The sequence below is a fragment of the Dietzia sp. IN118 genome, from assembly GCF_032905965.1.
Taxonomy (GTDB): domain Bacteria; phylum Actinomycetota; class Actinomycetes; order Mycobacteriales; family Mycobacteriaceae; genus Dietzia; species Dietzia kunjamensis.
On sequence record NZ_JAUMSR010000001.1, the window covers coordinates 950,668 to 977,402 of the forward strand.

Here is a 26,735-nt window from a genome sequence, read left to right on the forward strand (position 1 = left end):
AGCTCCATGTCAGAACAACTGTCACAGAAACTCCACACCGTCCTGGTGGCCAACCGCGGGGAGATCGCGTGCCGCGTGATCCGCTCGCTGCGGGCAGCGGGTATCCGCTCGGTCGCCGTCTACTCCGACGCGGACGCCGACGCGCTGCACGTGCGCGTGGCCGACGCCGCCGTCCGTCTCGGCCCGGCCCAGGCCTCGCAGTCGTACCTCGACATCGACAAGGTGATCGACGCGTGCCGCCAGACCGGGGCGCAGGCCGTGCACCCGGGTTACGGTTTCCTGTCCGAGAACTCGCGGTTCGCGCGGGCACTCGACGAGGCCGGCCTGATCTTCGTCGGACCGCCGGCCTCGGCGATCGAGACCATGGGCGACAAGATCACCGCCAAGGCGGCGGTGTCCGCACGTGACGTCCCCACCGTGCCCGGGATCTCGCGTCCGGGACTGACCGACGACGAACTGATCGCCGGTGCCGCCGAGGTCGGCTACCCGGTCCTCGTCAAGCCCTCGGCCGGTGGTGGCGGCAAGGGGATGCGCCGCGTCACCGATCCCGCCGATCTGCCGGCGGCACTGGAGTCCTCGCGACGGGAGTCGGCAGGCGCCTTCGGCGACGACACCCTGTTCCTCGAGCGGTTCGTCGACACCCCGCGCCACATCGAGGTGCAGGTCCTGGCCGACACCCACGGCAACGTCATCCACCTGGGTGAGCGGGAGTGCTCACTGCAGCGCCGCCATCAGAAGGTCATCGAGGAGGCGCCCAGCGCACTGCTCGACGAGGTCACCCGTCAGCGCATCGGTCAGGCGGCGTGCGACGCCGCCCGGTCGGTGGGGTACGTGGGCGCGGGCACGGTGGAGTTCATCGTCTCCGCGCACGCCCCGGACGAGTTCTTCTTCATGGAGATGAACACCCGCCTGCAGGTCGAGCACCCGGTCACCGAGATGGTCACCGGTGTCGACCTGGTCGACTGGCAGGTCCGCATCGCCGCGGGCCAGGAGCTCACCCTGCGCCAGGAGGACATCACCCTCACCGGCCACGCGATCGAGGCCCGCGTCTATGCCGAGGACCCGGCCAAGGGCTTCCTGCCCACCGGCGGCACCGTGGTCGGGCTCGAGGAGCCCTCCGGCGACGGCATCCGCGTGGACTCCGGCCTCCGTGTGGGCACGGTCGTCGGCAGCGACTACGACCCGATGCTCGGCAAGGTCATCGCGCACGGCGCCGACCGCGCCGAGGCACTGGCCCGGCTCGACGCCGCGCTCGCCGGCACCCACGTGCTGGGTCTGCGCACGAACGTCGACTTCTGCCGGTTCCTGCTCTCGCGGCCGGAGGTCGTCTCCGGCGAGCTGGACACGGGCCTGCTCGACCGGTCCGTCGACGACTACACCGCGACGCCCGCCCCCGAGGGCGGACTGATCGCCGTGGCCATGCACCGCACCGAGGAGCGCTGGGCCCGGGTGCCCGCGCAACGCCGCGGCCCGTGGGACGTTCCCAACGGGTGGCGGATCGGCGGGCGCGCCGAGGTGTGGACCCGCCTGGACGCCGGCGCCGGGTCCGACGCGGTCACCGTGGGACTGCGGGGGACCCCCGACGACGCCGAGGTGACCATCACCGACGCCACGATCGGATCCACCGAGGCGCCCGAGGTCTCCTCCCGGCATCGTGCGCGGGTCGCCCGGGACGGCGCCTCCCTCCGGCTGACCGTCGACGGCACCCAGCAGCGCTGGACCGTCGTGCGCTCGGCGGACCCCAAGGCCGCCGACACCTTCTGGGTGGCCGGCGACGGCGGGACCTGGGACCTGCGGATGCTCCCGCTCATCGACTCCCGGATCCACGACGCCGGGATGTCGGACGGCCAGATCGTCAGCCCCATGCCCGGTTCGGTGATCGCGTGCTTCGTCGCCGACGGCGACGAGGTCACCGCCGGACAGAACATCCTGGCCGTCGAGGCCATGAAGATGGAACACGCACTGCCCGCGCCGATCGACGGTGTGGTCCGCGTGCACGTCACCACCGGCGAGCAGGTGCCCGCCGACCACCTGCTCGCGACCGTCGAGCCCCACCCCTCCACCGAGGAATCCGAAGGAGAAGGCAATGCCTGAGTTGGAAGAGCACTACGCCGACCTCAAGTCGACGGTCGCGGACTTCGCCGACAAGGTGGTCGCCCCGGCCTCGGCCGAGCACGATCGCAACCACACCTTCCCCTACGAGGTCGTCGCCCAGATGGGCGACATGGGCCTGTTCGGTCTGCCGTTCCCCGAGGAGTTCGGCGGGATGGGCGGCGACTACTTCGCGCTGTCGCTCGCCCTGGAGGAGCTCGGCCGCGTCGACCAGTCGACCGCCATGACCCTCGAGGCCGGCGTGGGCCTGGGCGCCATGCCCATCTACCACTTCGGCAACGACGAGCAGCGCGCCACGTGGCTCCCGGACCTGGCCGCCGGCCGCACGCTCGCCGGCTTCGGCCTGACCGAGCCCGGTGCGGGCTCGGACGCCGGCGCCACCAAGACCACCGCGAAGCGTGACGGCGACGAGTGGGTGGTCAACGGCAACAAGCAGTTCATCACCAACTCCGGCACCGACATCACCTCGCTGGTCACCGTGACCGCGGTGACGGGAGAGCGGCGGGCCGCGGACGGTTCTGTGAAGAAGGCCATCTCGACGATCATTGTCCCGGCCGACACCCCCGGATTCACCGCGGAGCCCGCGTACGACAAGGTCGGGTGGAACTCCTCCGACACGCACCCGCTGACCTTCGCCGACGCCCGGGTGCCGGCGGAGAACCTCCTCGGCGAGGAGGGGCGCGGGTACGCGAACTTCCTGTCGATCCTCGACGAGGGACGCATCGCGATCGCCGCCGTAGCCACCGGTGCCGCGCAGGGGTGCGTCGACGAGTCCGTGAAGTACGCCCGTGAGCGCGAGTCCATGGGCCGCAAGATCGGCGAGTTCCAGGCCATCGCGTTCAAGATCGCCCGCATGGAGGCCCGTGCCCATACGGCGCGTTGCGCCTACTACGAGGCCGCGCGCCTCATGCTGGCCGGCAAGGAGTTCAAGAAGGAGGCCGCCATCGCCAAGATGATCGCCTCCGAGGCGGCCATGGACAACGCCCGCGACGCCACCCAGATCCACGGTGGCTACGGCTTCATGAACGAGTACCCGGTGGCGCGGCACTACCGCGACTCCAAGATCCTCGAGATCGGCGAGGGCACCACCGAGGTGCAGCTCATGCTCATCGCACGTGGTCTCGGATTATGAGTGATCAGGCTGTAACGATGTCCGAGCAGCGCAGAGAGGTCGTCCAGCGTGGCCTGTGGTTCGAGGAGTACGAGGTGGGGACCGCCTACCTCCACCGCCCCGGGCGCACGATGACCGAGACGGACAACGTCCTGTTCACCACGCTGACGATGAACACGCAGGCCCTGCACCTGGACGCGGCGTGGTCGGCCGAGCAGCCGGGCTTCGGCGGCGAGCGACTCATGAACTCGATGCACACGCTCTCGACGCTCGTGGGACTGTCGGTCGCCCAGCTCACCCAGGGCACGATCGTGGCGAACCTCGGCTTCTCCGAGGTCAGCTTCCCCAAGCCGGTCCTGCACGGTGACACGCTGTACGCGGAGACCGTGTGCACCGACAAGCGCGAGTCGAAGTCGCGTCCGGGCGAGGGCATCGTGACCCTCGAGCACATCGGCCGCAACCAGCACGGCGACATCGTGGCCAGGGCGGTCCGCAAGACGCTGGTCCGCAAGCGGCCGACGGAGTCGGGCCCGGGCGGGGAGGCCACGGCATGACCCCCGCACCCGCCTGGATCCCGCCCGGCCCGGCACTGTTGTTCTGCCCGGCCGACCGGCCGGAGCGCTACGGCAAGGCGGCGGACCGCGCGGACGTCGTGATCGTCGACCTCGAGGACGCCGTCGCACCGGCGGACCGCCCCGCGGCCCGTGAGGCGCTGCGGGCCTCGACACTCGATCCGGACCGGACGATCGTGCGGGTCAACCCGACCGGCACCGACGACCACGTGGCCGACCTCGAGGCCCTGGCCGACACGGACTACCGCTGCGTGATGCTGGCCAAGACCGAGTCCGCCGCGCAGGTCACGGATCTGCACTCGACGACCGGCGCCGCTGTGCTGGCGTTGGTCGAGACCCCGCTCGGGGTCGTCCGCGCGGAGGAGATCGCCGCCGCGCCCGGGTGCGCCGGGATGATGTGGGGCGCCGAGGACCTCCTGGCCGCGATGGGCGGATCGACCAGCCGGTTCTCCTCCGCCGAGGCCGGTGGCCCCCGCGAGGCGGGGGAGTACCGCGACGTGCCCCGTCACGCCCGGGCGCGGGTCGCGCTCGCCGCGGCCGCGTTCGGTCGGTGGGCGGTCGACTCCGTGCACCTGGACATCGCCGACTCCTCCGGTCAGCGCGCCGAGGCGCTCGACGCCGTCGCGCTGGGGTTCGTGGCCACCGCGTGTATCCACCCGTCCCAGGTGGCGGTGGTCCGCGAGGCCTACGCCCCCGATGACGACGAGGTGGCCTGGGCCCGGAAGGTCCTCGCCGCCGCGGAACACAACCAGGGCGTGTTCCGGCTGGACGGTCGCATGGTCGACGGTCCCGTCTTCCGTCAGGCCGAGGCGACGATGCGTCGCGCCGCGGCCGCCGCCACCTGATACCGCAATCCCCGTGTCGCGCCCCCCTGTCGCGGGCCGTCCGGCCCCACCCCCAAGGAGTACCGAGATGACCACCACCGATCTCGATTCCACACCCCTCGACCCCGCCGGGTCCCACACGCGCGGGGAGACCGACGTCCCCCTGCTCACCCAGACGATCCCCGAGAACCTCGCGGCGACCGTCGAGAGGTTCGGCGACCGCGACGCGCTCGTCGACGTGCAGGCCGACCGGCGGTGGACCTACGCCGAGTTCCTCGCCGACGTCCGCCGCCTCGCCTCCGGACTGCACCGCCTCGGCATCCGTGCGGGCGACCGGGTGGGCATCTGGTCGCCCAACCGGTGGGAGTGGGTGATGGTCCAGTACGCCACCGCCGAGATCGGCGCCGTACTGGTCAACATCAACCCGTCCTACCGGGTCCACGAGCTGGAGTACGTGCTCAAGCAGGCGGGGATCAAGGCCGTCGTCGCCGCCCCCCAGTTCAAGGATTCCGACTACACCGGGATGCTCGCGCAGGTCCAGCCGAACTGCCCCGACCTCGAACTGGTCGTGCTCTTCGGCGACGAGGAGTGGGAGTCGCTGGTCTCGGGCCCCACCCACGCCGAGGAACTGGCGTCGATCCGCGCCGCACTGCAGCCGGGCGACCCGATCAACATCCAGTACACCTCCGGCACCACGGGCTTCCCCAAGGGCGCCACGCTCTCGCACTCGAACATCCTCAACAACGGGTACTTCGTCGGCGAGCTCGTCAACTACACGGAGGTCGACCGGGTGTGCATCCCGGTGCCCTTCTACCACTGCTTCGGCATGGTGATGGGCAACCTCGCGTGCACCAGCCACGGATCGGCCATGGTCATCCCCGCGCCCGCGTTCGACCCCGCGGCCTCGCTGCGCGCGGTGGAGCAGGAGAAGTGCACGAGTCTCTACGGCGTGCCCACGATGTTCATCGCCGAGCTCGCGCTGGAGGATTTCGACTCCTACGACCTGTCCACGCTGCGCACCGGGATCATGGCCGGCTCGCCGTGCCCCGAATCCACCATGCGTCAGGTGATCGACAGGATGAACATGGAGGAGGTCTCCATCTGCTACGGCATGACGGAGACCTCGCCGGTGTCCACCCAGACCCGTCGGGACGATTCGCTGGACCGGCGCGTGTCCACGGTCGGCCGGGTCGGGCCGCACCTCGAGATCAAGATCGTCGACCCGTCGACCGGTGCCACCCTGCCGCGCGGCGAGGCCGGCGAGTTCTGCACGAAGGGCTACAGCGTCATGCTGGGCTACTGGGACCAGCCGGACAAGACCGCCGAGGCGATCGACCCCGAGGGCTGGATGCACACCGGCGACATCGGGGAGATGGACGACGCCGGTTACGTCCGCATCACCGGCCGCATCAAGGACATGGTCATCCGCGGTGGCGAGAACATCTACCCGCGGGAGGTCGAGGAGTTCCTCTACACCCACCCGGACATCCTCGACGCCCAGGTGATCGGCGTGCCCGACCCCAAGTACGGCGAGGAGCTCATGGCCTGGGTCCGGCTCAAGCCGGGACGCGACGATCTCACGGCCGAGGAGGTCCGCGAGTTCGCCACCGGCAAGCTCGCCCGCCACAAGATCCCGAAGTACGTCCACGTGGTCGACGAGTTCCCCATGACCGTCACCGGCAAGGTCCGCAAGGTCGACATGCGCAAGCGCGCGATCGAGATCCTCGGCATCGCCTGACCGCCCCCACACCCAAGGAGTGCGTGTATGTCCAGCAAGATCATGACCGCGGCCGAGGCCGTCGCGGACATCCCCGACGGGGCGTCCATCGCCGCCGGCGGATTCGGCCTGAGCGGGATCCCGCAGATCGTCATCGAGGCCCTCGCCGCCCGCGACGTCGGGGACTTCGAGGTGTTCTCCAACAACGCCGGCGTCGACGGCAAGGGCCTCGGCATCCTGCTGGAGAGCGGCAAACTCCGGCGCATCGTCTCCTCCTACGTCGGGGAGAACAAGGAGTTCGCCCGCCAGTACCTGTCCGGTGAGCTCGAGGTGGAGCTCACCCCGCAGGGCACCCTCGCCGAGCGGATGCGTGCCGGCGGCTCGGGGATCGGGGCGTTCTTCACCCGCACTGGCGTCGGCACGTTCGTCGCCGACGGCGGCATGCCGTGGAAGTACGACTCGGCCGGCGGGATCGCGGTGGCCTCCCCGCCCAAGGAGACCCGCGAGATCCGCGGCGAGACCTACGTGCTGGAGCAGGCCATCGAGGCCGACTACTCGCTGGTACGCGCCGCCGTGGCCGACCGCAACGGCAATCTCCGCTTCAACCTCACGGCCCGCAACTTCTCGCCGCTCGCGGCGATGGCCGGCCGGGTGTGCATCGTCGAGGCCGAGAAGATCGTCGAGGTCGGAGAGCTCGCCCCCGACGACATCCACCTCCCGGGCATCTTCGTCCACCGCCTGGTGGAACTGACCCCGGAGCAGGTCGCCCAGACCAAGTGGATCGAGAAGACCACCACCAACCCGCCCTCGGAAGGACAGCGCTGATGAGCAGGATCGGACGCGACCGCAAGGCCATGGCCGCCCGCGCGGCCCTGGAGCTGGAGGACGGCCAGTACGTCAACCTCGGGATCGGCCTGCCGACCCTGGTCCCCAACTACGTCCCCGAGGGCGTCAACGTCACCCTGCAGTCCGAGAACGGGCTGCTGGGAATCGGCCCGTACCCGCACCCCGACGACGTCGACCCGGACCTGATCAACGCCGGCAAGGAGACCGTCACGACCCTCCCGGGGTCGGCGATCTTCGACTCGGCGATGAGCTTCGGCATGATCCGCTCGGGCAAGATCGACGTGGCCATTCTGGGCGCCATGGAGGTCAACCCCGCGGGCGACATCGCCAACTGGATGGTGCCGGGAGCGATGGTCAAGGGCATGGGCGGGGCCATGGACCTCGTGGTGGGCGCCCGCCGGATCGTCGTGGTCATGGACCAGGTCGCCAAGGACGGGTCCTCCAAGATCGTCTCCGAGATCTCTCTGCCGCTGACCGGGTTGGGCTGCGTCAACCGGATCATCACCGAACTGGGCGTGTTCGACCGCGACGCCGACGGCCTGACCCTGATCGAGCTCGTCGACGGGGTGACCCTCGAACAGATCGAGGCCGCCACCGACGCGCCGTTCCGCGTGGCCGAGCACCTCAGGTGACCCCGCCGCCGGCGCCGCCCGGCCTTTGGACCACACCGGTCCGGGGCCGGGCGGCGCTGTCGGCGTTGGCGTGGGTCCTCGCGTACGGGGCCTCCCTCGTCGTCGTCGTCCTCCTCGGCCTGGTCACGGCACGGACCCTCGGGCCCGGCCGCCCCGACACCGCGCTCCTCGCCCTGGTCGTCCTCGCCGGCACCGCCGTGGCCGCGCTGCTCGCGGTGCGGATCCACCTCCTGCGCCGGCGCGGTCTCGGGTGGGCGGACGTCGGCCTCCGGCCACCGGACCGCTCACCCTGGCACCTGGCGTGGCAGATCCCCGCGGTGATGGCGGCCGGCGTCACCGCCTCGATGATCGTGCTCATCCCCCTGGGGGCGGGCGCCGAGTCGACGGGGGATGAGGCCGCTGCGGCGATCGCGGACCTGGCGGCCGGCGGGCCGGTGTTCGCCGCCCTCGGGCTGCTGACCGTCGCCGTGCTCATCCCGGTGGCGGAGGAGGTCGTGTTCCGCGGCATCGTGCTGCCGGCCCTGCGGGCGCGGCTGCGGGCCGTCGCGGGGATCACGCTCGCGGGAGCGGTGTTCGCCGCCGTGCACCTGCTGCCCCCGGCGTTGCCGTACCTGCTGGTGGTGGGGATCTCACTGTGCGCGATGGCCGAGTGGTACCGGTCGATCGTGCCCGGCATCGTGCTCCACGGCGTCAACAACGCGATCGTGTTCACCGGCGTGATCGCCGCCGGGTCAGGCCAGTAGCGCCGAGACCAGCAAGAGGACCGGCAGCGCGCCGAGGGTCGTGAGGACGGCGGAGTCCCGGGCCAGCAGTGTCCCGTGTCCGTACCGGGTCGCGACCACGAGGACGTTCTGCGCGGTGGGCAACGCGGCGGCGACCACCACCGTGAGAAGCTCGTGACCCTGCATGCCCATCAGCCCGGCGCCGATGGCGTACGCGAGCACGGGGTGGGCGACGAGCTTGAGTGCGCTCGCGAGGAAGATCTCCCGGCGGGGCGAGGCGCCGGCCTCGAGCACCTTGACTCCGTAGAGCGACATGCCGAACACCAGCAGGGCGCCGGGGACGGAGATCTGGCCGACCAGGTGCACGGGCTCCAGGAGAGTCTCGGGCGGCGTCCAGGGCAGGGCGGCGACGACGACGCCCGCGAGCGCAGCGAGGACGATCGGGGTGCGGACCGACTGCAGTAGCGCACCGAGCGCGCCCCCGTCCCCGCCGCCGTCCGACCCCTCGGCCCGCGCGGCCCGCTCCAGCACGGCGATTGCGACCGGTTGGAGGACCACCACCTGGAAGAGCAGCAGCGGCATGACGAACCCGAGGTCCCCGAGGACGTACAGCGCGATGGGGATGCCGAGGTTGGCGGAGTTGACGTAGCCGGCGGACAGGGCACCCACCACGAGGTCCGCCGCCGGGCGCTTGAGCCACAGCCGGGCGATCGCCACGTACAGGACCGCGACGATGATCGCCGACACCGCGGACACCACGAACACGCCGGTGAAGACCTGGTCGAGGGTGGTGCGGGCGAGGGAGTCGAACAGCAGTGCCGGGGTGGCGACGTAGAAGACGAGCCGGTTGAGCACCAGGTGCGCGTCCGTGCCGAGGACCAGGGTGCGGGCGAGTATCCAGCCCAGCGCGACCAGCGCGACGATGACGGCGAAGCCGTTGAGGACGCCGGCCACGGGTGGACTCCTGGTGTCGGGGAGGGGAGGGGGAGAGGTAGACGCGGTAACGCCGATCGGGGTCGCGCACTCCTGCGTGAGGAGGCACGACCCCGATCGGGTTGCTGTTGCCTGAGTCGGCGGCTAGAGGCCGCAGGCGGGACGGGCGGTCCGGTTCACCCGCGCCGAGTGGTGACTCAGCGGCTGGTGAACGGCAGCAGGGCCATCTCGCGGGCGTTCTTGACCGCGACGGCGACCTGACGCTGCTGCTGCGGCGTGAGGCCGGTGACCCGACGCGAACGGATCTTGCCGCGATCGGAGATGAACGTACGGAGGGTGTTGACGTCCTTGTAGTCGACCGTCTCGATACCCGCCACCTTCAACGGGTTCTTCTTGGGTCGACGGCCCTCCTGGGCGCGGATCTTCTTGGACGGGGTGCTACGTGCTTTAGCCATGGTTACCTACTCACCAACTCGACTTCGTGACACCGGGCAGCTCGCCACGGTGGGCCATCTCGCGCATGCGGACGCGGGAGAGGCCGAACTTGCGGAGGTAGCCGCGGGGGCGACCGTCGGCGACGTCGCGGTTACGCACCCGCACGGGCGAGGCGTCACGCGGCATCTTGTTGAGAGCGGTCTGGGCATCCATACGTGCCTCGTCCGTGCTCTCGGGGTTCTTGATGATTGCCTTGAGCTCGGCGCGACGCTCGGCGAACCGGGCGACCTTGGCCTTGCGCTGCTCGTTGCGCGCGATCTTGGACTTCTTGGCCACGAGTCAGCGCTCCTCTCGGAATTCGACGTGCTTACGGACGACCGGGTCGAACTTCTTGAGGACGATGCGGTCCGGATTGTTGCGACGGTTCTTGCGGGTCACGTACGTGAACCCGGTACCGGCCGTGGACTTCAGCTTGATGATGGGGCGGATGTCGTTACGGGCCATCTCAGATCTTCTCCCCACGGGCGCGGATGCGGGCCACGACGGCCTCGATGCCATCGCGGTCGATGGTCTTGATGCCCTTGGTAGAGACCGTCAGCGTGACGCGACGACCCTCGGAGGGCACGAAGTAGCTACGGCGCTGGATGTTCGGGTTCCAGCGACGGTTGGTCCTGCGGTGTGAGTGCGAGACGGACTTGCCGAAACCCGGCTTCCGTCCCGTTACCTGGCAATGCGCCGACATGGCGTGGTTCTCCTTCCGCCCCGTCCTGCGGTGGCGCGCGGCGGAGGGGGCGCCCTCGGTCGGCCTGGGCCGTACGGGGGGCTTACCGCCACGTCGCGAGCACCGTGAGAGGCGATAGCAAACGTGCAGACAACAGCGATGGTCTAGTTTACGGCCCGACCGCGTGAAACGGTAATCGGCACGTCAGTGGGCATAAAGGCGGCCGGACCGGCTCCGGCGGCCGGATGTCCGCGCCGCACGAATTGGGTGCCCGGCCATCCTACGGGTACGATCTACCGATGCGTGTGCTGACACCGGGATCCCCGGTTCGGCCACTGGCAATTGCGCGCTCTTGCAGGAGCGAGCGCCAGACCCACAGACTTCTACCGAGCTAGAGGGATCCAGTATGAAGAACGACATTCACCCCGACTACCACCCGGTGGTCTTCCAGGACTCGGGCACGGGCACCAAGTTCCTCACCCGTTCCACCGCGACCAGCAGCCGCACGGTCGAGTGGGAGGACGGTCAGACGTACCCGCTCATCGTCGTGGACGTGACCAGCGAGTCGCACCCGTTCTGGACCGGCGCGCAGCGCGTCATGGACACCGCCGGCCGCGTCGAGAAGTTCCAGCGTCGCTACGGCAACCGCACCCGCCGCAAGTGAGCAGCGGGGCGTCCGCGCCCCGACCACCCTCCTAGACCCCGAGGACGATAATCATGGCAGTTCCGAAGCGCCGCCTCTCGCGTGCCAACACCCACTCCCGCCGGTCCCAGTGGAAGGCCGACAACGTCGCCCTCCAGGAGACCAAGATCGACGGCCGCCCCGTGGCGCTGCCGCGTCGTCTGGTCAAGGCCGCTCAGCTCGGCCTGGTCAACCTCGACCGCTGAGCCGCGTCGGCTGCCGCCCCCGGGGCGCAGCTGAGCACGGCGGCGCCGCGGGCGCCGCACGCACACGCCCGGTCACGAGCCCGGCGGGTCCACACGGACCCGTCGGGCTCGTCGGCGTCTGTGGCGCGCGTGGCGGCGGCCCTCCGGGGCGGATCCTCAGCCGCGCTTCAGTCGGGTGGGCGAGAATCCCGTCATGAAGATTCTCGTTGTCGACGACGACCAGGCCGTGCGCGAATCGCTCCGGCGCTCCCTGACTTTCAACGGCTACGACGTGGAGCTCGCCGGCGATGGCATCGAGGCGATCGAGAGGGTCGACACCAACCGGCCCGACGCGGTCATCCTCGACGTGATGATGCCCCGTCGGGACGGGCTCGAGGTGTGCCGGATCCTGCGCAGCAGGGGGGACGACCTGCCGGTGCTCATGCTCACCGCGAGGGACGCCGTCTCCGAGCGGGTCGCGGGTCTGGACGCGGGGGCCGACGACTACCTGCCCAAACCCTTCGCGTTGGAGGAACTCCTCGCCCGCCTGCGGGCTCTGCTGCGTCGTCGCGGCACGGACGCCGAGGAGGTCGACGAGGTGCTGGAGTTCGAGGACCTGCGGATGGATATCGCGACCCGCGAGGTCACCCGCGGCGAGCGCCGGATCCAGCTGACCCGCACCGAGTTCTCCCTGCTCGAGCTCCTCATGCACCACCCACGCCGGGTCCTCACCCGGAGCCACATCCTCGAGGAGGTGTGGGGCTACGACTTCCCGACCTCGGGTAACGCTCTCGAGGTCTACATCGGCTACCTACGGCGTAAGACGGAAGGGGAGGGTGAGAGCCGGTTGATCCACACCGTGCGCGGTGTGGGTTACGTGCTGCGCGAGACGCCGTAGTGCCCGCCCGCACGATGCGGACGGGGTCCGCACCGATCTCCCTGCACCAGCGGGTGACGCTGCTGGCGGCGAGCTCGGTGGGTGTCGCGGTGGCCCTCATGGCCGTCGCGGCGTACTTCGTCGTGTCGGGGTCGATGTACAGCGATGTCAACAACCGCCTGCAGCAGCAGGCCGACCAGCTGGTCAACAGCCAACTCGCCTCCGAGTTCGCCCTGCAGTCGCGCAGCACGCTGATCGCACTGCGGGCGTTCAACCCGAACCTGGACGCGCAGATCGTCGCTCCCTCCGGGGTGCGCACCGCGACCGGGGAGCCCTTCCAGATCGGTGGCCCGGAGATCGCGGTCGTGCGCGGCGAGGCCGAGTCGAGCCTGCGTACCTCCGGGGGCAAGCAGATCTACGCGGTCGGGGTCCGAGACGGCTCGACCCTCATCCTGGCCCAGGACCTCAGCCCCACCCGTGCTGCGTTGAACCGTCTGGCGATCGTGCTCACGCTCGTCGGGGCAGCGGGCATCGCCCTGGCCGCGGTGGCCGGGACGGCCGTCGGCCGCACCGGGTTGGCGCCGGTGGCCCGGCTGACCAGGGCCGTGGAACGCATCGCCCGCACCGATGATCTGCGGCCGATCCCCGTGGCCGGTGACGACGAGATCGCCCGCCTGACGAGCAGTTTCAACCAGATGCTCGTCGCGCTGGGGGAGAGCCGGGAGAGACAGGCGCGGCTCGTCGCGGACGCCGGGCACGAACTCAAGACGCCACTGACGAGTCTGCGGACGAACGTCGAGTTGCTCATCGCGGCCAGTCGCCCCGGCGCGCGGACGATCCCCGACGCCGACCGGAACGAACTCGAGGCAGACGTCGTGGGGCAGATCTCGGAACTCAGTCAGCTCGTCGGGGATCTGGTCGAGCTCGCCCGGGAGGACTCCGGGGAGGTCGAGCTGGAGCCGGTGGCCGTCTCCGACGCGGTCGAACGGGCCCTCGAGCGGGTCCGGCGTCGCCGGCACGACGTGGACTTCGACGTCGAGTTGATGCCCTGGTACTCCTTCGGCGACTCGGCCGGGATCGAGCGTGCGGTGCTGAACGTGTGCGACAACGCGGCCAAGTGGAGTCCCACCGGCGGGACGGTGACGGTGCGGATGCGGCCCGTCTCCGACGCGGTCATGGAACTGACGGTCGCCGACCAGGGGCCCGGCATCCCCGAACAGGACCGCGAGCTGGTCTTCGAACGCTTCCATCGCTCGCACGAGGCGCGCGCGATGCCGGGGTCGGGTCTGGGGCTGGCCATCGTCCGACAGGTCACGACCCGACACGGCGGAACCGTCGAGATCAGCGACGCCGAGGGCGGCGGCGCACTGGTGCGGGTGACCATCCCCGGAAGCGAGCAGCCGCCCGGGTGAGTCCCGGGGTGGCGCGCACCGTCTCAGCGGGCACACAGCGCCATCGGGAACCATGGGACTCATGGAGAACGAGAACGAGAACGGCCGGGGCAGGGGCGAACCCGGGTCCCCGGACGAGTGGGCCGGCAGATCGGGTGCCGGTCTCGAAGGACCCGCACACGGACCCTCCGGCCAGAACCCCTACGCCGCCGAGAATCCCTACGGCATGGCCCAGGGGTGGGGTGGAACCGATCGGCCCACCACGGCCTTCCCCGCACAGCACCCCGCACAGCACCCCGCACAGGCGCAGGGGCAGGGGCAGCACCCCGCACAGGCGCAGGGGCAGGGGCAGCACCCCGCACAGGGGCAGGGGCAGGGGCAGGCCGGACCGTGGCGACCCGCGGACGCCATGCCCCCCTCGGGCCCGTCGCCCCACCCCGGGGCCGGGCCGGGTGTGGAGCCCGGGACGCCGCAGGGCCAACGGAAGTCGGGCCGGGGCCTGCTCGCGGCCGGCATCGTGGCCGCCATGCTCGTCTCCGGTGGGCTCGGTGGGTGGATCGGTGCGACGGTCGCCGGTGGGTCCGCGGCGGGGTTGTCCTCGCCCATCAGCGCGACCCAGCCCGAGGGGACGGCGCCCGACGGCACCGTCGAGGCGGTGGCGGACAAGGTGCTGCCGAGCGTCGTGTCGATTGACGTGCGTTCCCAGACGGGCCGCGGCGAGGGGTCCGGGGTGGTGCTGACCGCCGACGGCCTCATCATCACCAACAGCCACGTCATCGGCGCAGCTCTCGCCGGGGGCCAGATCCAGGTGCGTTTCGACGACGGCTCCAAGGCTCCCGCGAGCGTCGTCGGCACGGACCCGGCCACCGACATCGCGGTCATCAAGGCGGAGACCTCCCGCCCGCTCACCCCCATCGCCCTGGGCACCTCGGCGACGTTGACCGAGGGACAGGCCGTGGCCGCGGTGGGGTCGCCACTGGGGTTGTCGGGTACCGTCACGACCGGCATCGTCTCCGCGCTGAACCGCCCGGTGCGGGCCGGCGGCGCCCAGTCGGACCAGAGCACGGTGATCGACGCCATCCAGACCGACGCCGCCGTGAACCCGGGCAACTCGGGCGGTGCGCTGGTCAACATGAACGGCGAACTGGTCGGGATCAACTCGGCCATCGCGTCGTTGGGATCGGGCAATTCGGGATCGATCGGCCTGGGCTTCGCCATCCCGGTGGACCAGGCCAGGCGGATCGCCGACCAGCTGATCAAGCAGCAGTACGCGACCCGCGCGGTGCTCGGGGTCTCGGTCAGCGACTCGCCGGAGGGCGACGGCGCGCTGGTGCGTGCCGTCGAGCCGGGGGGACCCGCCGAGCGTGCGGGGATCGAGCAGGGCGCGGTCATCACCGGGGTGGGGGAACGGCTCATCGAGGGCGGCGACGCGCTCGTCGCGGCCATCCGGTCCCAGGCGCCGGGGGACACCGTGACCGTCACCTATGCTTCTCGTGAGGGCGATTCGCCGAACACCGTAGACGTGATGCTGGGAGAGGCCAGATGAGCACCAGATTTGACCCGCGGGCTCTGCCCGGAGGCCGCAAGCTCCCCACCGGTATGGACTTCGACCCCGCGGCCGTCGAGCCGGTCGAGCCGCAGATCGCCGGACGCGCCATGGTCGTGGTGGTGACCGACCGCCTCAACGAGCGGGAGGACTCCATCGGTCCGCTGGTCACGGAGCTCCTCGAGGAGGAGGGGTTCCTCGTCGGTGGTGTCGTGGGCGTGGCGTCGGACGAGGCGGAGGTGCGCAAGGCCCTCGAGACGGCGGTGGTCGGTGGATTCGACTTCGTCGTGACGGTGGGGGGCACCGGGGTCGGTCCCCGGGACATCACGCCCGAGGTCACCGAGGAGATCCTCGACCAGCGACTGCCCGGCATCGCCGAGGCCATCCGGTCGTCGGGTCTCACGGCCGGCGCGGTGGACTCGATCGTCTCGCGCGGTTACGTGGGGGTGTCCGGAAGCACGGTGGTCGCCAACCTCGCGCCGAGCCGCGCGGCCATCCGCGACGGGATGGCGACCCTGTGCCCGCTCGTCTCGTACGTGGTGGCGCAGTTGTCCGCCTTCGACGAACTGTGACGGATCCGCGGCCGGTGGACCGGGCGCGACTCGACGAGGTGTTCGGGGAGATCCTGCCCGAGACGACCTCGGACGAGGCGCGCACCGCGGACAGTCGGATCGACGACGACTGGTGGCGCGATCAGCGTCCGCCGCATCACGGCTGACTCCACGGCGACGCAGCGCCACCTCCGGCAGACGCCGACGCCCCGCCGGCCATGACGGCGCCGACGGGGCGGGGGACGTAGACCGTGGAACGCGGACCGGAGTCGATCAGGCGTTGCTCGACGGGCTGTCCGGCTCGGACGGGTGCGTGAGCGGGCGGCCGGCGAGCAGGTCGCGGATCTCCACGAGGAGGTCGTTGTCCGATGCGGGGGCCTCGATGCCCTTGCGCTTGGCGGCGGCCTCCTTCATCTTGTTCATCGGCCCGACCAGGACGAAGTAGATGATGGCCGCGATCAGCAGGAAGTTGATGATCGCGGTGATGAGCATCCCGAAGTCCATGACCGTCTCGGGATTGCCGTCCAGGAGCTGGACGGCGAACCCGATCTCGCGGTCCCCACCGAGCAGCGCGATCAGCGGGTTGATGATCGCGCTGGTGAACGCGTCGACGATGGAGGCGAACGCGGTGCCGATCACGACGGCGACCGCCAGATCGATCACGTTGCCCTGCATGATGAATTCCTTGAAACCCTTGAGCATTCGTGGCGCCCCTTTCCCAGACGGGTCTTCTCACCGGATCCGGTGACGATACCAGCCGGCCGTGCCGCTTCAGGGCATCTCAACCGTGGACCACGACCGCCAGCGGGGTCCCGGCGGCCGTCGCGGCGAGGCGGGCGGCGTCGGCCGCGGGGACCTCGACGAGGAGGGATCGCGCGCCCGACCGTCCCACGGGGGCGTCCCGTACCCGGGCGGCGTGGGCGACGAGCGCGGGCGGTTGCCCCGGGGCGAGTTCGGTGGTGCCGACGAGATCGACCAGGTCGCCGGGCCGGAGCAGATCGGCCACGGTCGGGTCGGCGAGCGGGACGGGCACCACCCGGACCGGCCCGCGAGCGGGATCGTCGCCGGGTCCCGCGGCGGCGGCCGGGGCGGTGGGGTCCGCCGGGTCCGGGGCACCGGATCGGTCCACGAACGGTGCGGCCACCACTAGCGCGGCCGCGAGCCCGATCCGAACCGCGCGGCGCCGCCGCCACCGCCCGGGTGTGGTCACCGAGGCGATGGTGCGGCGCATGGGGTCCCCCGTCGGTCGGTGCGCTCGACTCGAGCGCCGGGTCGGTGGGCGCCGGGCGGGCCGGTGCCGTTCGATCAGACCGTAGCGGCGCGGCGGGGCGGCCATGCCGCTCCGGGCGCGCGGAGGTGCGACGCCTGTGGAGACGGCCGGGGGTGTGGATAACCGCGCGGGGAGAACTGGCGGGCGGTGCCCCGGCCGTGGGCGGCGGTGACGCGGCCGGTGACGACGGCGGTGCCGGTGACGACGGTGCCGGTGACGACGGTGCCGGTTACGACGACGAGGTCGACGACCCCGAGGAGGAGCCCGAGCCGGTGGATGCGCCGGAGCCGGAGCCCGAGCCGGATCCCGAGGAGCCGGATCCCGAGGAGCCGGACGTCGAGGAGCTACTGTCCGACGAGCCGGAGCCCGAGGAACCGCTGCCGGACGAACTGCCGCCCGATCCCTTGCCGGCCGATCCCTTGCCGGCCGAGCCGCTGTCGCCGGAGGCCCGGCTGTCGGTGCGGTAGAAGCCGGAGCCCTTGAAGACGACGCCGACCGTGTTGAAGAGCTTGCGCAGCGTGCCGTCGCACCGGGGGCAGACCGTCAGCGAGTCCTCGTCGAAGGACTGCTGGATGTCGAAGGCGACGTCGCAGTCGCGGCACCGGTAGGAGTAGGTGGGCATCGGGCCTCCCGAGGAGTATCGGATAACGCCTTGGCACTCTACTCCGGCGAGTGCCAAGTTCCGAAGTCGAGAACCGCCTCCGGGGTGATGACGCCGTCGACCGGCCGGTCGTGTGGCTCGGCGGGGACGTGGTCGACGACGTTCTCGGAGTCCAGCAGCGCGAGCATCCTCGTGCGCGGGCCGGTCAACGCGAGGGACCGATCGTAGTAGCCACCGCCCCGGCCGAGCCGGTTCCCGGACCGGTCCACGGCGACGGCGGGGACGAGGACGAGATCGGCACCCGAGATGAACTCCGGCCCGGCGGGCGGGGCCGACGGGACGGGGATGCCGAACCGTCCCGGGACCAGGTCCGCCGGCCCCGCGTACGCCGCCCACTGCAACGGGCCGACCACCGGCGAAACCGGCAGGAACACCCGCGCACCGTACCGGGTGAGTTCCTCGGCCAGACCCCGTCCGCCGGCCTCGTCGTCGTCGGGGACGTACGCGCAGACCACCATCCCGGCGGTGACGACGCCCCCCAGGCGCCCGAGGATCCTCCGGTCGCGTTCGGCGCGCACCGGCGCCGGCACCGCGGCCCGGCGATCGAGGGCCTCGCGGCGCAACCGCGTCTTGGCGACCGAGAGGGCGACGGTCTCGTCGGTACGATCGGGCCGGTCGGACTGCATGACCCCAGTCTGCCGCGCGTGGCGCCACCCCGAGGGGGCGGGTGCGAGGTCTAAGGTGGTCGCCATGACGTCCAGTACCTCTGTCGACCCGCAGTTCCGGACCGCCGTCGTGCCGGCGGCCGGCCTGGGGACCAGGTTCCTGCCCGCCACCAAGACGGTGCCCAAGGAACTGCTACCGGTCGTGGACACCCCGGGCATCGAGCTCATCGCCGAGGAGGCCACCGAGGCCGGCGCCGGCCGACTCGCGATCGTCACCTCCGAGCGCAAGGTCGGCGTGATGGCGCACTTCTCCGAGGACCAGGTCCTCGAGGACACGCTGTCCGACCGCGGCAAGGACGTCCTGCTGCACAAGGTCCAGCGCGCCCCCGGGCTCATCGAGGTCGTGGACGTGCGCCAGGACCAGCCGCTGGGGCTCGGTCACGCGGTCGCGCAGGTGGAGTCGGTGCTCGGCGACGAGGAGAAGGCGGTGGCCGTGCTGCTGCCGGACGACCTCGTCCTGCCGTTCGGGATCCTCGGCCGGATGTCGGCGGTCCGCGCGGCCCGCGGCGGCAGCGTGCTGTGCGCGTTCGAGGTGGATCCGGAGGACGTGTCGTCCTACGGCGTGTTCCGGGTCGAGGACACCGATGACCCGTCGGTGAAGAAGGTGCTCGGCATGGTCGAGAAGCCCGCCGCCGAGGACGCTCCGTCCAACCTCGCCGCGGCCGGGCGGTACGTGCTCGACCGGGCGATCTTCGACGCGCTGCGCCGGATCGAGCCGGGTGCCGGAGGCGAGCTCCAGCTCACCGACGCGATCGACCTGCTCATCGGCGAGGGACACCCCGTGCACGTGGTGGTCCACGACGGTACGCGGCACGACCTGGGCAACCCGGGCGGCTACATCAAGGCCTGCGTGGACTTCGCGCTGGACAACCCGGCGTACGCGGACGATCTCCGCGAGTGGCTCTCGGACCGACTGGGTTCCTGACGAGCACCGTAGGTGAGGCGGGCCCGCTCGGCGGGCGGTGACTGGTACGGGAAGGGGACACTGGGTGCGCTCCGTCGAGGAACAGCTGGCGCTGGTGACGGCGGCCGCGGTCGCCCCGCGCCCGGTCCGTGTGGCGATCTCCGAGGCGCAAGGCTTGTTGTGCGCCGAGGAGGTCGTGGCGGAACGGCCGCTGCCGGCGTTCGACCAGGCCGCCATCGACGGGTACGCGGTGCGCAGCGTCGACGTGCGCGCCGGCGGGTCCACCGCCCAGGGCGGGGACGGTCCGGCCGGACCGGCGACACTGCCCGTGGTCGGTCAGATCACCGCCGGATCCCGCCAGCCGACCCGCCTCCAGCCCGGCCAGACCGTCCGGGTGGACACCGGCGCGCCGCTGCCCACGCTCGCGGACGCGGTCCTGCCGATCGGATGGGCCACCGCCGACGGGCGTCACATCACCCCCTCCCGCGCCGTCCGCACCGGGGACTACGTCCGACGGGTCGGCGACGACGTGCAGCCCGGGGACGTGGCGGTGCGCGCGGGCAGCATCATCGGACCGGCGCAGGTCGGCCTGCTCGCCTCGGTCGGGCGCGCGAAGGTATTGGTGCACCCCAAGCCACGGATGGCGGTCATCTCCGTCGGCGACGAACTCGTCGACGTCGACGGCCGGCCCGGCACCGGACAGGTCTACGACGTCAACTCCTACGCCCTCACCGCGGCCGGCCGGGACGCCGGCGCCGACGTCCACCGCGTGGGCATCGCCAGTACCGAACCGTCCCGCCTGCGCGAGGTCCTCGAGGGTCAACTCGTGCGCAGCGAGCTCGTCGTGGTCTCGGGCGCCGCCGGCGGTGAGGCGACCACCCGCATCCGCCAGGTCATGGCCGAGCTCGGCCAGATCGAGGTCAACCGGGTGGCGATGCATCCCGGGTCGGTCCAGGGGTTCGGGCGGCTCGGACGCGACGAGGTCCCCACCTTCCTCCTGCCGTCCAACCCGGTGAGCGCCCTGGTGGTCTTCGAGATCATGGTCCGCCCACTCATCCGGATCGCCCTCGGCAAGCGCCAGCCCATGCGCCGCACCGTCCGCGCACGGACCGTCGCGCCGATCTCGTCGGTCGAGGGTCGGCGCGGCTACCTGCGCGGACAACTGATGCGCGACACCGACACCGGCGAGTACCTGGTCCGCGCCCTCGGCGGCGCCCAGGGGTCGTCCACCCACCTGCTGGCCTCGCTGGCGGAGGCGAACTGCCTCGTCGTGATCGACCCCGGCGTCACCGCGGTGCGTACGGGTGACGAGGTCGACGTGATGTTCCTCGCCCAGCGCGGGTGACCGGGCCGGCGACGTGAGCGGACCGTGGAGCGCGTTCGCCGCCGACACGGTGACCCGCCCCGGGTGGCCGATCGAGGCCGGGCCGGTGCGGGTGCGCGCAGGGGTCGTGACCCTGCGCCCGGTCCGCCGCCGCGACGCCCGGGACTGGGCGGCGCTGCGGTTGTTCGAGCGGGACCACCTCGAACCGTGGGAGCCCACCGTTGAGGGGAGCTGGCACGAGAACAACTCCGCGCGCGCCTGGCCCCCCATCCACGCCCAGCTCAAGCGTTACGCCCGCGCCGGCGCTAGCCTGCCCGCCGCCATCGAGTTGGACGGCCGCTTCTGCGGGCAGCTCACCGTGGGCGGGATCGTCCGCGGCGCGCTGCACTCCGGCTGGATCGGCTACTGGGTGGGGCGACCCTTCCTCGGTGGCGGGGTGGCCACCGCCGCCCTGGCGCTGGGTGTCGACCACGCGTTGGGTCCGGGAGCACTGCACCGGGTCGACGCCACCGTCCGGCCGGAGAACACCGCCAGCCGCGTGGTGCTGGACCGGTGCGGTTTCCGCGAGGAGGGGCTGCTGCGGCGCTACCTCCACGTCGACGGGGCGTGGCGCGATCATCTCCTGGTGGCACGGACCCGCGAGGAGCACGGCCGGGGCGCCGTCGCGGCTCTGGTGCAGGCGGGTCTGGCGCGACGCGCGTGACCGCGCGTCTGAGTATGTCCTGAGCATCGTGACCTGCGGCGCGCCGTCACCGGACGGGGCTCGGGCCCCGATACGGTTGGGACCTCACCACGACGTCCCGTGTCGGGGTAGACGCTCGAGGAGGCCTGATCGATGTCGAGCTCGCTGCTGATCATCCTGCTGGTGGTGGTCTGGCTGTTCGTCCTCGCGCCGATGCTCATCCGGTCGCGGAATCCCATCCGCCGCACCGGTGACGCACTGGCCCAGACGCGCACGCTCTACTCCGGCGGTTCCGGCCGACTGGTACCCAGTCGTGGCCGTGCCGCCGCCGACCCGGTCCAGGCCGAGGACGAGGACTCCCTTTTCGGTCTGCCCTCCGGGGCGGGCGCGACGGACGCCGAGTTGCTCGACACCGAGACGTGGGAGCACCTGCTCGAGCAGACCCTGCGCCGTGAGGCCGCCGGCCGTCGGGGCGAGGCCGTCCGCCGGGCGATGGAGGAGCGGCTCGCCGCGGTGGCCGGGGACCCGGCCGCCGAGGAGGTCACCTCCGAGATCCCGGCTGTCCCCGTTGTCGACGAGCACGACCCGGCCAGGGCGGTCGCAGGGGTGGACGAGCGGTCCGCCTCGGCCGTGGGCGCCCGGGTCGGCGACCTCCGCTCGAACGGCGTGGGCGCGGCGGCCGCGGACTCGGACGTGTCGGGCGCAGAGGCGGACGACGAGACCCGGCGACCGGTGGTCGTCGACGGCGAGCTCGTCGAGGGCACGGCGGGGGGGCGGACCGCGGCTCGGACCGATCACGCCGAGGACGCCGCGGGCATCGACGAGGAGGCCGTGCTCACCCATCGTGGGCGCCGACGCCCGGCCGAGCCCGAGGTCGAGCTCACCGACGCCGATCTGAGCTTCGCCGAGCGGCGTCGCGGGCGCGGGGCCTACGACCCGATGGCGGACCGCGAGGCCGCCGAGCAGCGGGCCCACGCGCGCCAGCGCACCGTGCTCATCCTCGTGGCGTTGTCCGTCGTCACCGTGATCGCCGCGCTGCTCACCGTGCCCGCCGTCTGGTGGTTCGCGGGTGGCTCGGTACTGCTGCTCGCCGCCTACCTGACCTACCTGCGCCGCCAGGTCAAGCTCGAGGAGAGCCTGCGCCGGCGCCGCGTGGAGAGGATGCGTCGCGCCCGGCTCGGTGTGGAGTCCCGCGAGGACGACGAGCTGTCCGTGGTGCCGCCCCGCCTGCGGCGTCCCGGTGCGGTCGTGCTGGAGATCGACGACGAGGACCCGGCGTTCGACGTCCTCGATACGTTCGACGATCATCTGGACTCCGACCCCGGGCACCACGATCACCGGCGTCGGCAGCACGCACCGCTGCGGCGCGCGGTGGGCTGATCGGCGGCCCGGTTTGGTCGGGGGACCGACCATCCTGGTAAGGTATTCCACGCTGCTCGAGAGGGCGGCAGCGTCGCCCGCGAGGGTGACATCGTCGCCCGCCAGGGCGGCGAGGGGCTATAGCGCAGTTGGTAGCGCGTCTCGTTCGCATCGAGAAGGTCAGGGGTTCGATTCCCCTTAGCTCCACCCAAGGACTACGAGTTCTCAAGGCCGTTTCCGCGCAAGCGGGGACGGCCTTTCCGCTTTGTGGTGAGTTGGCGCTGTGGTGAGTTGGCGCTGTGGTGAGTTGGCGCTGTGGTGAGCTGGGGCAGTGGCCGTTCACTCCTTCACGATCGTCGAGCGCTTCTCGGCCGAGCCCGGTGACGTGCTCTCCCTCGCCTCCGACGCCGCGCGGTGGCAGGAGTGGGCGCCTGCGCTGTTGCGCGGGCTCGGCCGACGTCACCCCGGCGCCGTCACCGTGCGCGCCCTGCCAGGCGGTGGTGGCGAGCTCGAGTGGGAGTGCTCCATCCGGACGTCCGATCGGGTCGTCGGCACGGTCGTCGCCCGTGTCATCGCGGCGCTCGTCGCCCTGCTGGCGCGTCGTCTGGTCACCGAGGCCGACCGTCGGATCACGCTCACCCGCCGGCCGAGCCTCCCGGCACGCCTCCAACGCCTCGGCCTGCAGCTGGTCATCCGCCCCGTGCTGACCGTCGCACCGTTCGACCGGAGGTGGATCCGGGCGATGCGCGCGGTGGCCACGGGCGCGTCGCGGGCCACGGGATCCCGCCGGGTGGCCCGACCGGCCGACGGTGCTCCCGTCCCCGGGCTCTGGATCGACGGGCCGGCGGATGCCCCGGGGCTGCTCGTGTTGCACGGTGGTGGCTATGTCGCCGGCTCAGCGGACACGCACGCCACCATGGCGACCACGCTCGCCCGGCTGTCCGGATCGACCGCCTACGTCCCCGACTACCGACTCGCGCCCGAGCACCGGTACCCGGCCGCCCTCGACGACGCCGAGGTGGCGTTCCGTCATCTCGCCGAGCGTGTCGGTGGCGCAGCGCGCGTCGCCGTCGCCGGGGACTCCGCGGGCGGCGCCCTCGCCCTCGGGCTGCTCGACCGCCTCCGCCGCAGTGGGGAGCGTCCGGCCGCCCTGGCGTTGGTCAGCCCCTGGGTCGACCTGGCCGGGCGCACCGGCCCGGGGCGGCAGGCCGGCGCGGCCCGGTGGAGTGGCGCGTTCGACCCGCGCACGCCGCCGAGGCTGGCCCGCGCCTGTCGCGACGCCTATGCCGGGAACGTCCCGGTCGACGACCCGGGGGTCTCACCCGCCCGGCGCCCCCTCGACGCGTCGGCGCCACCGACCGCGATCGTGTGCGGCGGCGACGACTTCGTGGTCGACGACGTCCGCCGCTTCGTCGAGGCCAGTCGCTCGCGTGGCGCGACGATCGACCTGAGGGTCTGGCCCGGGATGATCCATTGCTTTCCGGTCGTGGCGGGCACCCCGGAGGGCGCCTCAGCGCTGGCCGTGCTCGCGGTCCACATCGGGAGCGCGGTCGGCGGTGCCTCGGATCCCCGACGGGAGGACTGATGGGATCGGGGATCGTGACGACCGCCTGCGGCGTATCGCTCGTGGAGATCGGTGCGGGCGTCTGAAGCGGGTAAGGCCAACCTATGGTCTGCAGGTGGCGGGCGGTAGCGCCGCCCGGCGTAGGGTGCCTGCGGCGAATCACGACAAATGCGCTGGCCAGACAGGGGACGGGGCGGGTGGAACAGGTTATAGTTCTGCTCATGAGTCTCGCGCCCGGAACACCCGCACCCGATGTCTTCAGCCCCGGCAAGATCGGCAACGTGACGCTGCGCAACCGCATCGTCAAGGCCGCGACCTTCGAGGGGCGCTGTCCCAAGGGGCGCATCACCGACGAGCTCATCGAGTTCCACGCCGAGTACGCCCGCGGCGGCGTGGGCATGACGACGGTGGCCTACCTCGCGACCTCCCCCGAGGGCCGCACCGACAAGCACCAGTACCACTGGGGCATGGACGACGGCGGCATGCTGCGCAAGCTCACCGACGCCGTGCACGCCGAGGGCGCCGCGATCTCCGCCCAGGTCGGTCACGCCGGGGCCGTCGCCAACGGTTCCTCCAACGGGCTTCCCCCGCTCGGGCCGTCCCGGATCCCGGCCCCCACCGGCCTGGCGATCACCAAGGCCTGCACGGAGGCGGACATCGACCGGATCGTGTCCGACCACGTCCGCGCCGCCCGCGGTGCGTATGAGGCCGGTTTCGACGCCATCGAGGTGCACTTCGGCCACAACTACCTCGTCAGCGAGTTCCTCAGCCCCAAGCTCAACCGGCGCAAGGACTCCTACGGCGGATCGCTGGAGAACCGAGCCCGCTTCGCCCGCCGCATCGGCCGCGCCATCCGCGACGCCATGGGCGACAAGATCGCGGTGACCATCAAGCTCAACATGGACGACGGCGTGCCCGGCGGGTTCTGGATCGACGAGGCCCGCCAGGTCGCCCAGTGGCTCGAGCAGGACGGCTCCGCCGACGCGCTGGTGATGACCGTCGGCAGCTCCCTGCTCAACCCCATCTACCTGTTCAAGGGCGCCGCGCCCCTGGAGGAGTTCGCCGCCACCCAGCCCGCGGTGATCAAGATGGGCATGAAGGTCGTGGGTCCGAAGATGTTCAAGGAGTACCCGTACACCGACGCGTACATGTTCGACGACGCCCGGCAGATCCGCGAGGCCGTGGACCTGCCGATGATGCTGCTCGGCGGGATCGTCGACCGGCCGTCCATCGACAAGGCGATGGGGGCCGGTTTCGAGTTCGTCGCCATGGGCCGTGGCCTGCTGCGTGAGCCCGACCTGCCCAACAAGCTCAAGGAGGACGACCGACGCCGGTCGCTCTGCGTGCACTGCAACCGTTGTATGGCCACCATCTACAGCGGCAGCCGCTGCGTGCTGCGCGAGTACGTCCCGCCGATCCCCGCCCGCGGCGGCCACGACACCCTCCAGGCGACGAGCCCCACGCCACCCGTGTAGAGCGGACGCGCCCGCCTGTCCCCGCCTCACCTGCCCCGTCGGGCCGCTACGGTGATCACATCGGGTGGCCCGCCGCTTTTCGATCCGGGCCCGGACGTGGGGGAGTAGATGTCGAGGCGACGGATCAAGAACTACCGGGGCAGGGTCTGCGTGGTGACCGGCGCGGCCAGCGGGATCGGTCGCGCGGCGGCCCTCCGGCTCGCGGATGAGGGCGCCCGCTTGGTGCTCACCGACCTCAACGCCGAGGGGCTGGCCTCCGCCGAGCAGGCCTGCCGGGACGCCGGTGCGCCCGTGCTCGTGGCCGAGGCGCTCGATCTCACCGATCACGAGGCCGTGATGGCGTTCGGGGAGCGCGTCGTGGCCGACAGTGGTGCGCCCGACGCGATCTTCCACGTGGCCGGCAACTCGGCCTGGGGCCGCCCGGATCTGCTCGAGCACCGGATCTGGCGGTCGATGGTCGAGGTCAATCTCATGGGCACCATCCACGTGGTCGAGGCGTTCGTGCCCGCGATGATGACCGCCCGCAAGCCCGCCGCGCTCGTCCTGGTCTCGTCCGCCGCCGGTCTGCTCGGACTGCCGTGGCACGCCGCCTACAGTGCCGCCAAGTTCGGGATCCGCGGCATCGCCGAGGTCCTGCGCTTCGACCTGGCGCCGTACGACATCGGCGTGCACCTCGTCTGCCCCGGCGGCGTCGACACCCCGCTCGTGGAGACCGTCGAGATCGCGGGCGTCGACAGGTCCGATCCCGAGGTGGTCAGGACCGTCGACCAGTTCCGGCGCCACGCGGTGACCCCGGATCAAGCCGCCGAGAAGATGCTCGAGGGCGTGCGCAAGGGGCGCTACCTCGTCTACACCTCCCCGGACGTCCGCATCGGCTTCGCGGCGCAGAAGTTCGCCCCGCCGTTGTACCGGCTCGCGATGATGGCCCTCCACCGTCGGCTCGCCAAGGCCGGCCGGGGCATCCTCCCGTGAGG

The 26,735-nt window shown here is 71.5% G+C and carries 31 protein-coding genes and 1 tRNA gene; 23 read left to right on the forward strand and 9 right to left on the reverse strand.

The window, feature by feature from the left end:
* Window positions 1-6: 6 nt before the first annotated feature.
* The 8 genes from Q2K20_RS04670 (at window position 7) to Q2K20_RS04705 (ending at window position 8,557) form a co-directional block, all read left to right on the forward strand.
* The gene (locus Q2K20_RS04670) at window positions 7-2,094 is read left to right on the forward strand and encodes an acetyl/propionyl/methylcrotonyl-CoA carboxylase subunit alpha (protein WP_067713222.1); all 2,088 of its coding nucleotides are present in this window, start codon (window positions 7-9) and stop codon (window positions 2,092-2,094) included.
* Window positions 2,087-3,244, forward strand: a complete 1,158-nt coding sequence (locus tag Q2K20_RS04675) for an acyl-CoA dehydrogenase family protein (RefSeq protein WP_067713224.1) — start codon at window positions 2,087-2,089, stop codon at window positions 3,242-3,244. The genes Q2K20_RS04670 and Q2K20_RS04675 overlap by 8 nt, the downstream gene beginning before the upstream one ends.
* A gap of 17 nt (window positions 3,245-3,261) precedes the next feature.
* A complete protein-coding gene (locus Q2K20_RS04680; protein WP_067713227.1) occupies window positions 3,262-3,777 on the forward strand; it encodes a MaoC family dehydratase in 516 nt (171 codons plus the stop codon).
* Window positions 3,774-4,640, forward strand: coding sequence for an HpcH/HpaI aldolase/citrate lyase family protein (locus Q2K20_RS04685; protein WP_067713230.1), 867 nt, complete (start codon window positions 3,774-3,776; stop codon window positions 4,638-4,640). Before Q2K20_RS04680 ends, Q2K20_RS04685 begins: the two co-directional genes overlap by 4 nt.
* 67 nt (window positions 4,641-4,707) lie before the next feature.
* Window positions 4,708-6,357, forward strand: a complete 1,650-nt coding sequence (locus Q2K20_RS04690; RefSeq protein WP_067713232.1) for an AMP-binding protein — start codon at window positions 4,708-4,710, stop codon at window positions 6,355-6,357.
* A gap of 27 nt (window positions 6,358-6,384) precedes the next feature.
* The gene (locus Q2K20_RS04695) at window positions 6,385-7,161 is read left to right on the forward strand and encodes a CoA transferase subunit A (protein WP_067713235.1); all 777 of its coding nucleotides are present in this window, start codon (window positions 6,385-6,387) and stop codon (window positions 7,159-7,161) included.
* Window positions 7,161-7,814: a 3-oxoacid CoA-transferase subunit B gene (locus Q2K20_RS04700; protein ID WP_069389900.1), complete on the forward strand. Its 654-nt coding sequence runs from the start codon at window positions 7,161-7,163 to the stop codon at window positions 7,812-7,814. Before Q2K20_RS04695 ends, Q2K20_RS04700 begins: the two co-directional genes overlap by 1 nt.
* Window positions 7,811-8,557 (forward strand): CPBP family intramembrane glutamic endopeptidase, encoded by a 747-nt coding sequence (locus Q2K20_RS04705; protein ID WP_268099873.1) that lies wholly within the window; start codon window positions 7,811-7,813, stop codon window positions 8,555-8,557. The genes Q2K20_RS04700 and Q2K20_RS04705 overlap by 4 nt, the downstream gene beginning before the upstream one ends.
* Here the strand turns inward: Q2K20_RS04705 and Q2K20_RS04710 are convergent.
* From Q2K20_RS04710 to rpmB, 5 genes are all read right to left on the reverse strand, one after another.
* Window positions 8,546-9,490, reverse strand: coding sequence for an AEC family transporter (locus tag Q2K20_RS04710; protein ID WP_069388689.1), 945 nt, complete (start codon window positions 9,488-9,490; stop codon window positions 8,546-8,548). The two genes, Q2K20_RS04705 and Q2K20_RS04710, sit on opposite strands and share 12 nt — an antisense overlap.
* A 176-nt stretch (window positions 9,491-9,666) precedes the next feature.
* Window positions 9,667-9,924: a 30S ribosomal protein S18 gene (rpsR, locus tag Q2K20_RS04715; RefSeq protein WP_007632792.1), complete on the reverse strand. Its 258-nt coding sequence runs from the start codon at window positions 9,922-9,924 to the stop codon at window positions 9,667-9,669.
* Window positions 9,925-9,934: 10 nt separating this feature from the next.
* The gene (gene rpsN / locus Q2K20_RS04720) at window positions 9,935-10,240 is read right to left on the reverse strand and encodes a 30S ribosomal protein S14 (RefSeq protein ID WP_017836289.1); all 306 of its coding nucleotides are present in this window, start codon (window positions 10,238-10,240) and stop codon (window positions 9,935-9,937) included.
* 3 nt (window positions 10,241-10,243) lie between these two features.
* On the reverse strand, window positions 10,244-10,408 hold the full coding sequence (rpmG, locus tag Q2K20_RS04725) for a 50S ribosomal protein L33 (protein WP_010542298.1): 165 nt from the start codon (window positions 10,406-10,408) through the stop codon (window positions 10,244-10,246).
* Window position 10,409: 1 nt separating this feature from the next.
* Window positions 10,410-10,646, reverse strand: a complete 237-nt coding sequence (rpmB, locus tag Q2K20_RS04730) for a 50S ribosomal protein L28 (protein ID WP_010542299.1) — start codon at window positions 10,644-10,646, stop codon at window positions 10,410-10,412.
* A 385-nt stretch (window positions 10,647-11,031) separates the two neighbouring features.
* Between rpmB and Q2K20_RS04735 the strand changes: the two genes are divergently transcribed.
* The 7 genes from Q2K20_RS04735 (at window position 11,032) to Q2K20_RS04765 (ending at window position 16,024) form a co-directional block, all read left to right on the forward strand.
* A complete protein-coding gene (locus tag Q2K20_RS04735; RefSeq protein WP_067713246.1) occupies window positions 11,032-11,289 on the forward strand; it encodes a type B 50S ribosomal protein L31 in 258 nt (85 codons plus the stop codon).
* Between the two features lie 53 nt (window positions 11,290-11,342).
* On the forward strand, window positions 11,343-11,513 hold the full coding sequence (rpmF, locus tag Q2K20_RS04740) for a 50S ribosomal protein L32 (RefSeq protein WP_067713249.1): 171 nt from the start codon (window positions 11,343-11,345) through the stop codon (window positions 11,511-11,513).
* 193 nt (window positions 11,514-11,706) lie between these two features.
* On the forward strand, window positions 11,707-12,390 hold the full coding sequence (locus Q2K20_RS04745) for a response regulator transcription factor (RefSeq protein ID WP_069388691.1): 684 nt from the start codon (window positions 11,707-11,709) through the stop codon (window positions 12,388-12,390).
* Complete coding sequence (locus Q2K20_RS04750; RefSeq protein ID WP_067713252.1) at window positions 12,390-13,781, forward strand: sensor histidine kinase; 1,392 nt, start codon at window positions 12,390-12,392, stop codon at window positions 13,779-13,781. The genes Q2K20_RS04745 and Q2K20_RS04750 overlap by 1 nt, the downstream gene beginning before the upstream one ends.
* A 61-nt stretch (window positions 13,782-13,842) precedes the next feature.
* Window positions 13,843-15,306 carry a S1C family serine protease gene (locus Q2K20_RS04755; protein WP_283466138.1) on the forward strand — a complete coding sequence of 488 codons (1,464 nt, stop codon included), beginning with the start codon at window positions 13,843-13,845 and terminating at the stop codon, window positions 15,304-15,306.
* A gap of 53 nt (window positions 15,307-15,359) precedes the next feature.
* Entirely contained in the window at window positions 15,360-15,878 is a 519-nt protein-coding gene (locus tag Q2K20_RS04760) for a molybdenum cofactor biosynthesis protein B (RefSeq protein WP_200841576.1), read from the forward strand.
* Complete coding sequence (locus tag Q2K20_RS04765; protein WP_172812104.1) at window positions 15,875-16,024, forward strand: hypothetical protein; 150 nt, start codon at window positions 15,875-15,877, stop codon at window positions 16,022-16,024. The genes Q2K20_RS04760 and Q2K20_RS04765 overlap by 4 nt, the downstream gene beginning before the upstream one ends.
* 106 nt (window positions 16,025-16,130) lie before the next feature.
* On the opposite strand, the gene mscL is transcribed toward Q2K20_RS04765, so the two are convergent.
* The 4 genes from mscL to Q2K20_RS04785 all read right to left on the reverse strand — a co-directional run bounded on the left by mscL (window position 16,131) and on the right by Q2K20_RS04785 (window position 18,414).
* Complete coding sequence (gene mscL, locus Q2K20_RS04770) at window positions 16,131-16,559, reverse strand: large conductance mechanosensitive channel protein MscL (protein ID WP_067713269.1); 429 nt, start codon at window positions 16,557-16,559, stop codon at window positions 16,131-16,133.
* 79 nt (window positions 16,560-16,638) lie between these two features.
* Window positions 16,639-17,088 carry a hypothetical protein gene (locus tag Q2K20_RS04775; protein WP_067713272.1) on the reverse strand — a complete coding sequence of 150 codons (450 nt, stop codon included), beginning with the start codon at window positions 17,086-17,088 and terminating at the stop codon, window positions 16,639-16,641.
* Window positions 17,089-17,356: 268 nt separating this feature from the next.
* On the reverse strand, window positions 17,357-17,749 hold the full coding sequence (locus tag Q2K20_RS04780; RefSeq protein ID WP_269505269.1) for an FmdB family zinc ribbon protein: 393 nt from the start codon (window positions 17,747-17,749) through the stop codon (window positions 17,357-17,359).
* 38 nt (window positions 17,750-17,787) lie between these two features.
* A complete protein-coding gene (locus Q2K20_RS04785) occupies window positions 17,788-18,414 on the reverse strand; it encodes a 5-formyltetrahydrofolate cyclo-ligase (RefSeq protein ID WP_269529203.1) in 627 nt (208 codons plus the stop codon).
* A 64-nt stretch (window positions 18,415-18,478) separates the two neighbouring features.
* On the opposite strand from Q2K20_RS04785, the gene Q2K20_RS04790 reads away from it, so the two are divergent.
* The 8 genes from Q2K20_RS04790 (at window position 18,479) to Q2K20_RS04825 (ending at window position 26,733) form a co-directional block, all read left to right on the forward strand.
* Window positions 18,479-19,378: a UTP--glucose-1-phosphate uridylyltransferase gene (locus Q2K20_RS04790; RefSeq protein ID WP_317176700.1), complete on the forward strand. Its 900-nt coding sequence runs from the start codon at window positions 18,479-18,481 to the stop codon at window positions 19,376-19,378.
* Window positions 19,379-19,442: 64 nt separating this feature from the next.
* Window positions 19,443-20,702, forward strand: a complete 1,260-nt coding sequence (gene glp, locus Q2K20_RS04795; protein ID WP_067713280.1) for a gephyrin-like molybdotransferase Glp — start codon at window positions 19,443-19,445, stop codon at window positions 20,700-20,702.
* Window positions 20,703-20,715: 13 nt separating this feature from the next.
* Window positions 20,716-21,384 (forward strand): GNAT family N-acetyltransferase, encoded by a 669-nt coding sequence (locus tag Q2K20_RS04800; protein ID WP_082923740.1) that lies wholly within the window; start codon window positions 20,716-20,718, stop codon window positions 21,382-21,384.
* A 132-nt stretch (window positions 21,385-21,516) separates the two neighbouring features.
* A complete protein-coding gene (gene glpR / locus Q2K20_RS04805; RefSeq protein WP_067713283.1) occupies window positions 21,517-22,743 on the forward strand; it encodes a gephyrin-like molybdotransferase receptor GlpR in 1,227 nt (408 codons plus the stop codon).
* A 113-nt stretch (window positions 22,744-22,856) separates the two neighbouring features.
* Window positions 22,857-22,929, forward strand: a tRNA-Ala gene (locus Q2K20_RS04810).
* 124 nt (window positions 22,930-23,053) lie between these two features.
* Complete coding sequence (locus Q2K20_RS04815) at window positions 23,054-24,307, forward strand: alpha/beta hydrolase fold domain-containing protein (protein ID WP_067713286.1); 1,254 nt, start codon at window positions 23,054-23,056, stop codon at window positions 24,305-24,307.
* A gap of 200 nt (window positions 24,308-24,507) precedes the next feature.
* The gene (locus tag Q2K20_RS04820; protein ID WP_067713288.1) at window positions 24,508-25,761 is read left to right on the forward strand and encodes an NADH:flavin oxidoreductase; all 1,254 of its coding nucleotides are present in this window, start codon (window positions 24,508-24,510) and stop codon (window positions 25,759-25,761) included.
* Between the two features lie 108 nt (window positions 25,762-25,869).
* On the forward strand, window positions 25,870-26,733 hold the full coding sequence (locus tag Q2K20_RS04825) for an SDR family oxidoreductase (RefSeq protein WP_317176701.1): 864 nt from the start codon (window positions 25,870-25,872) through the stop codon (window positions 26,731-26,733).
* The last annotated feature ends 2 nt before the right edge of the window (window positions 26,734-26,735 follow it).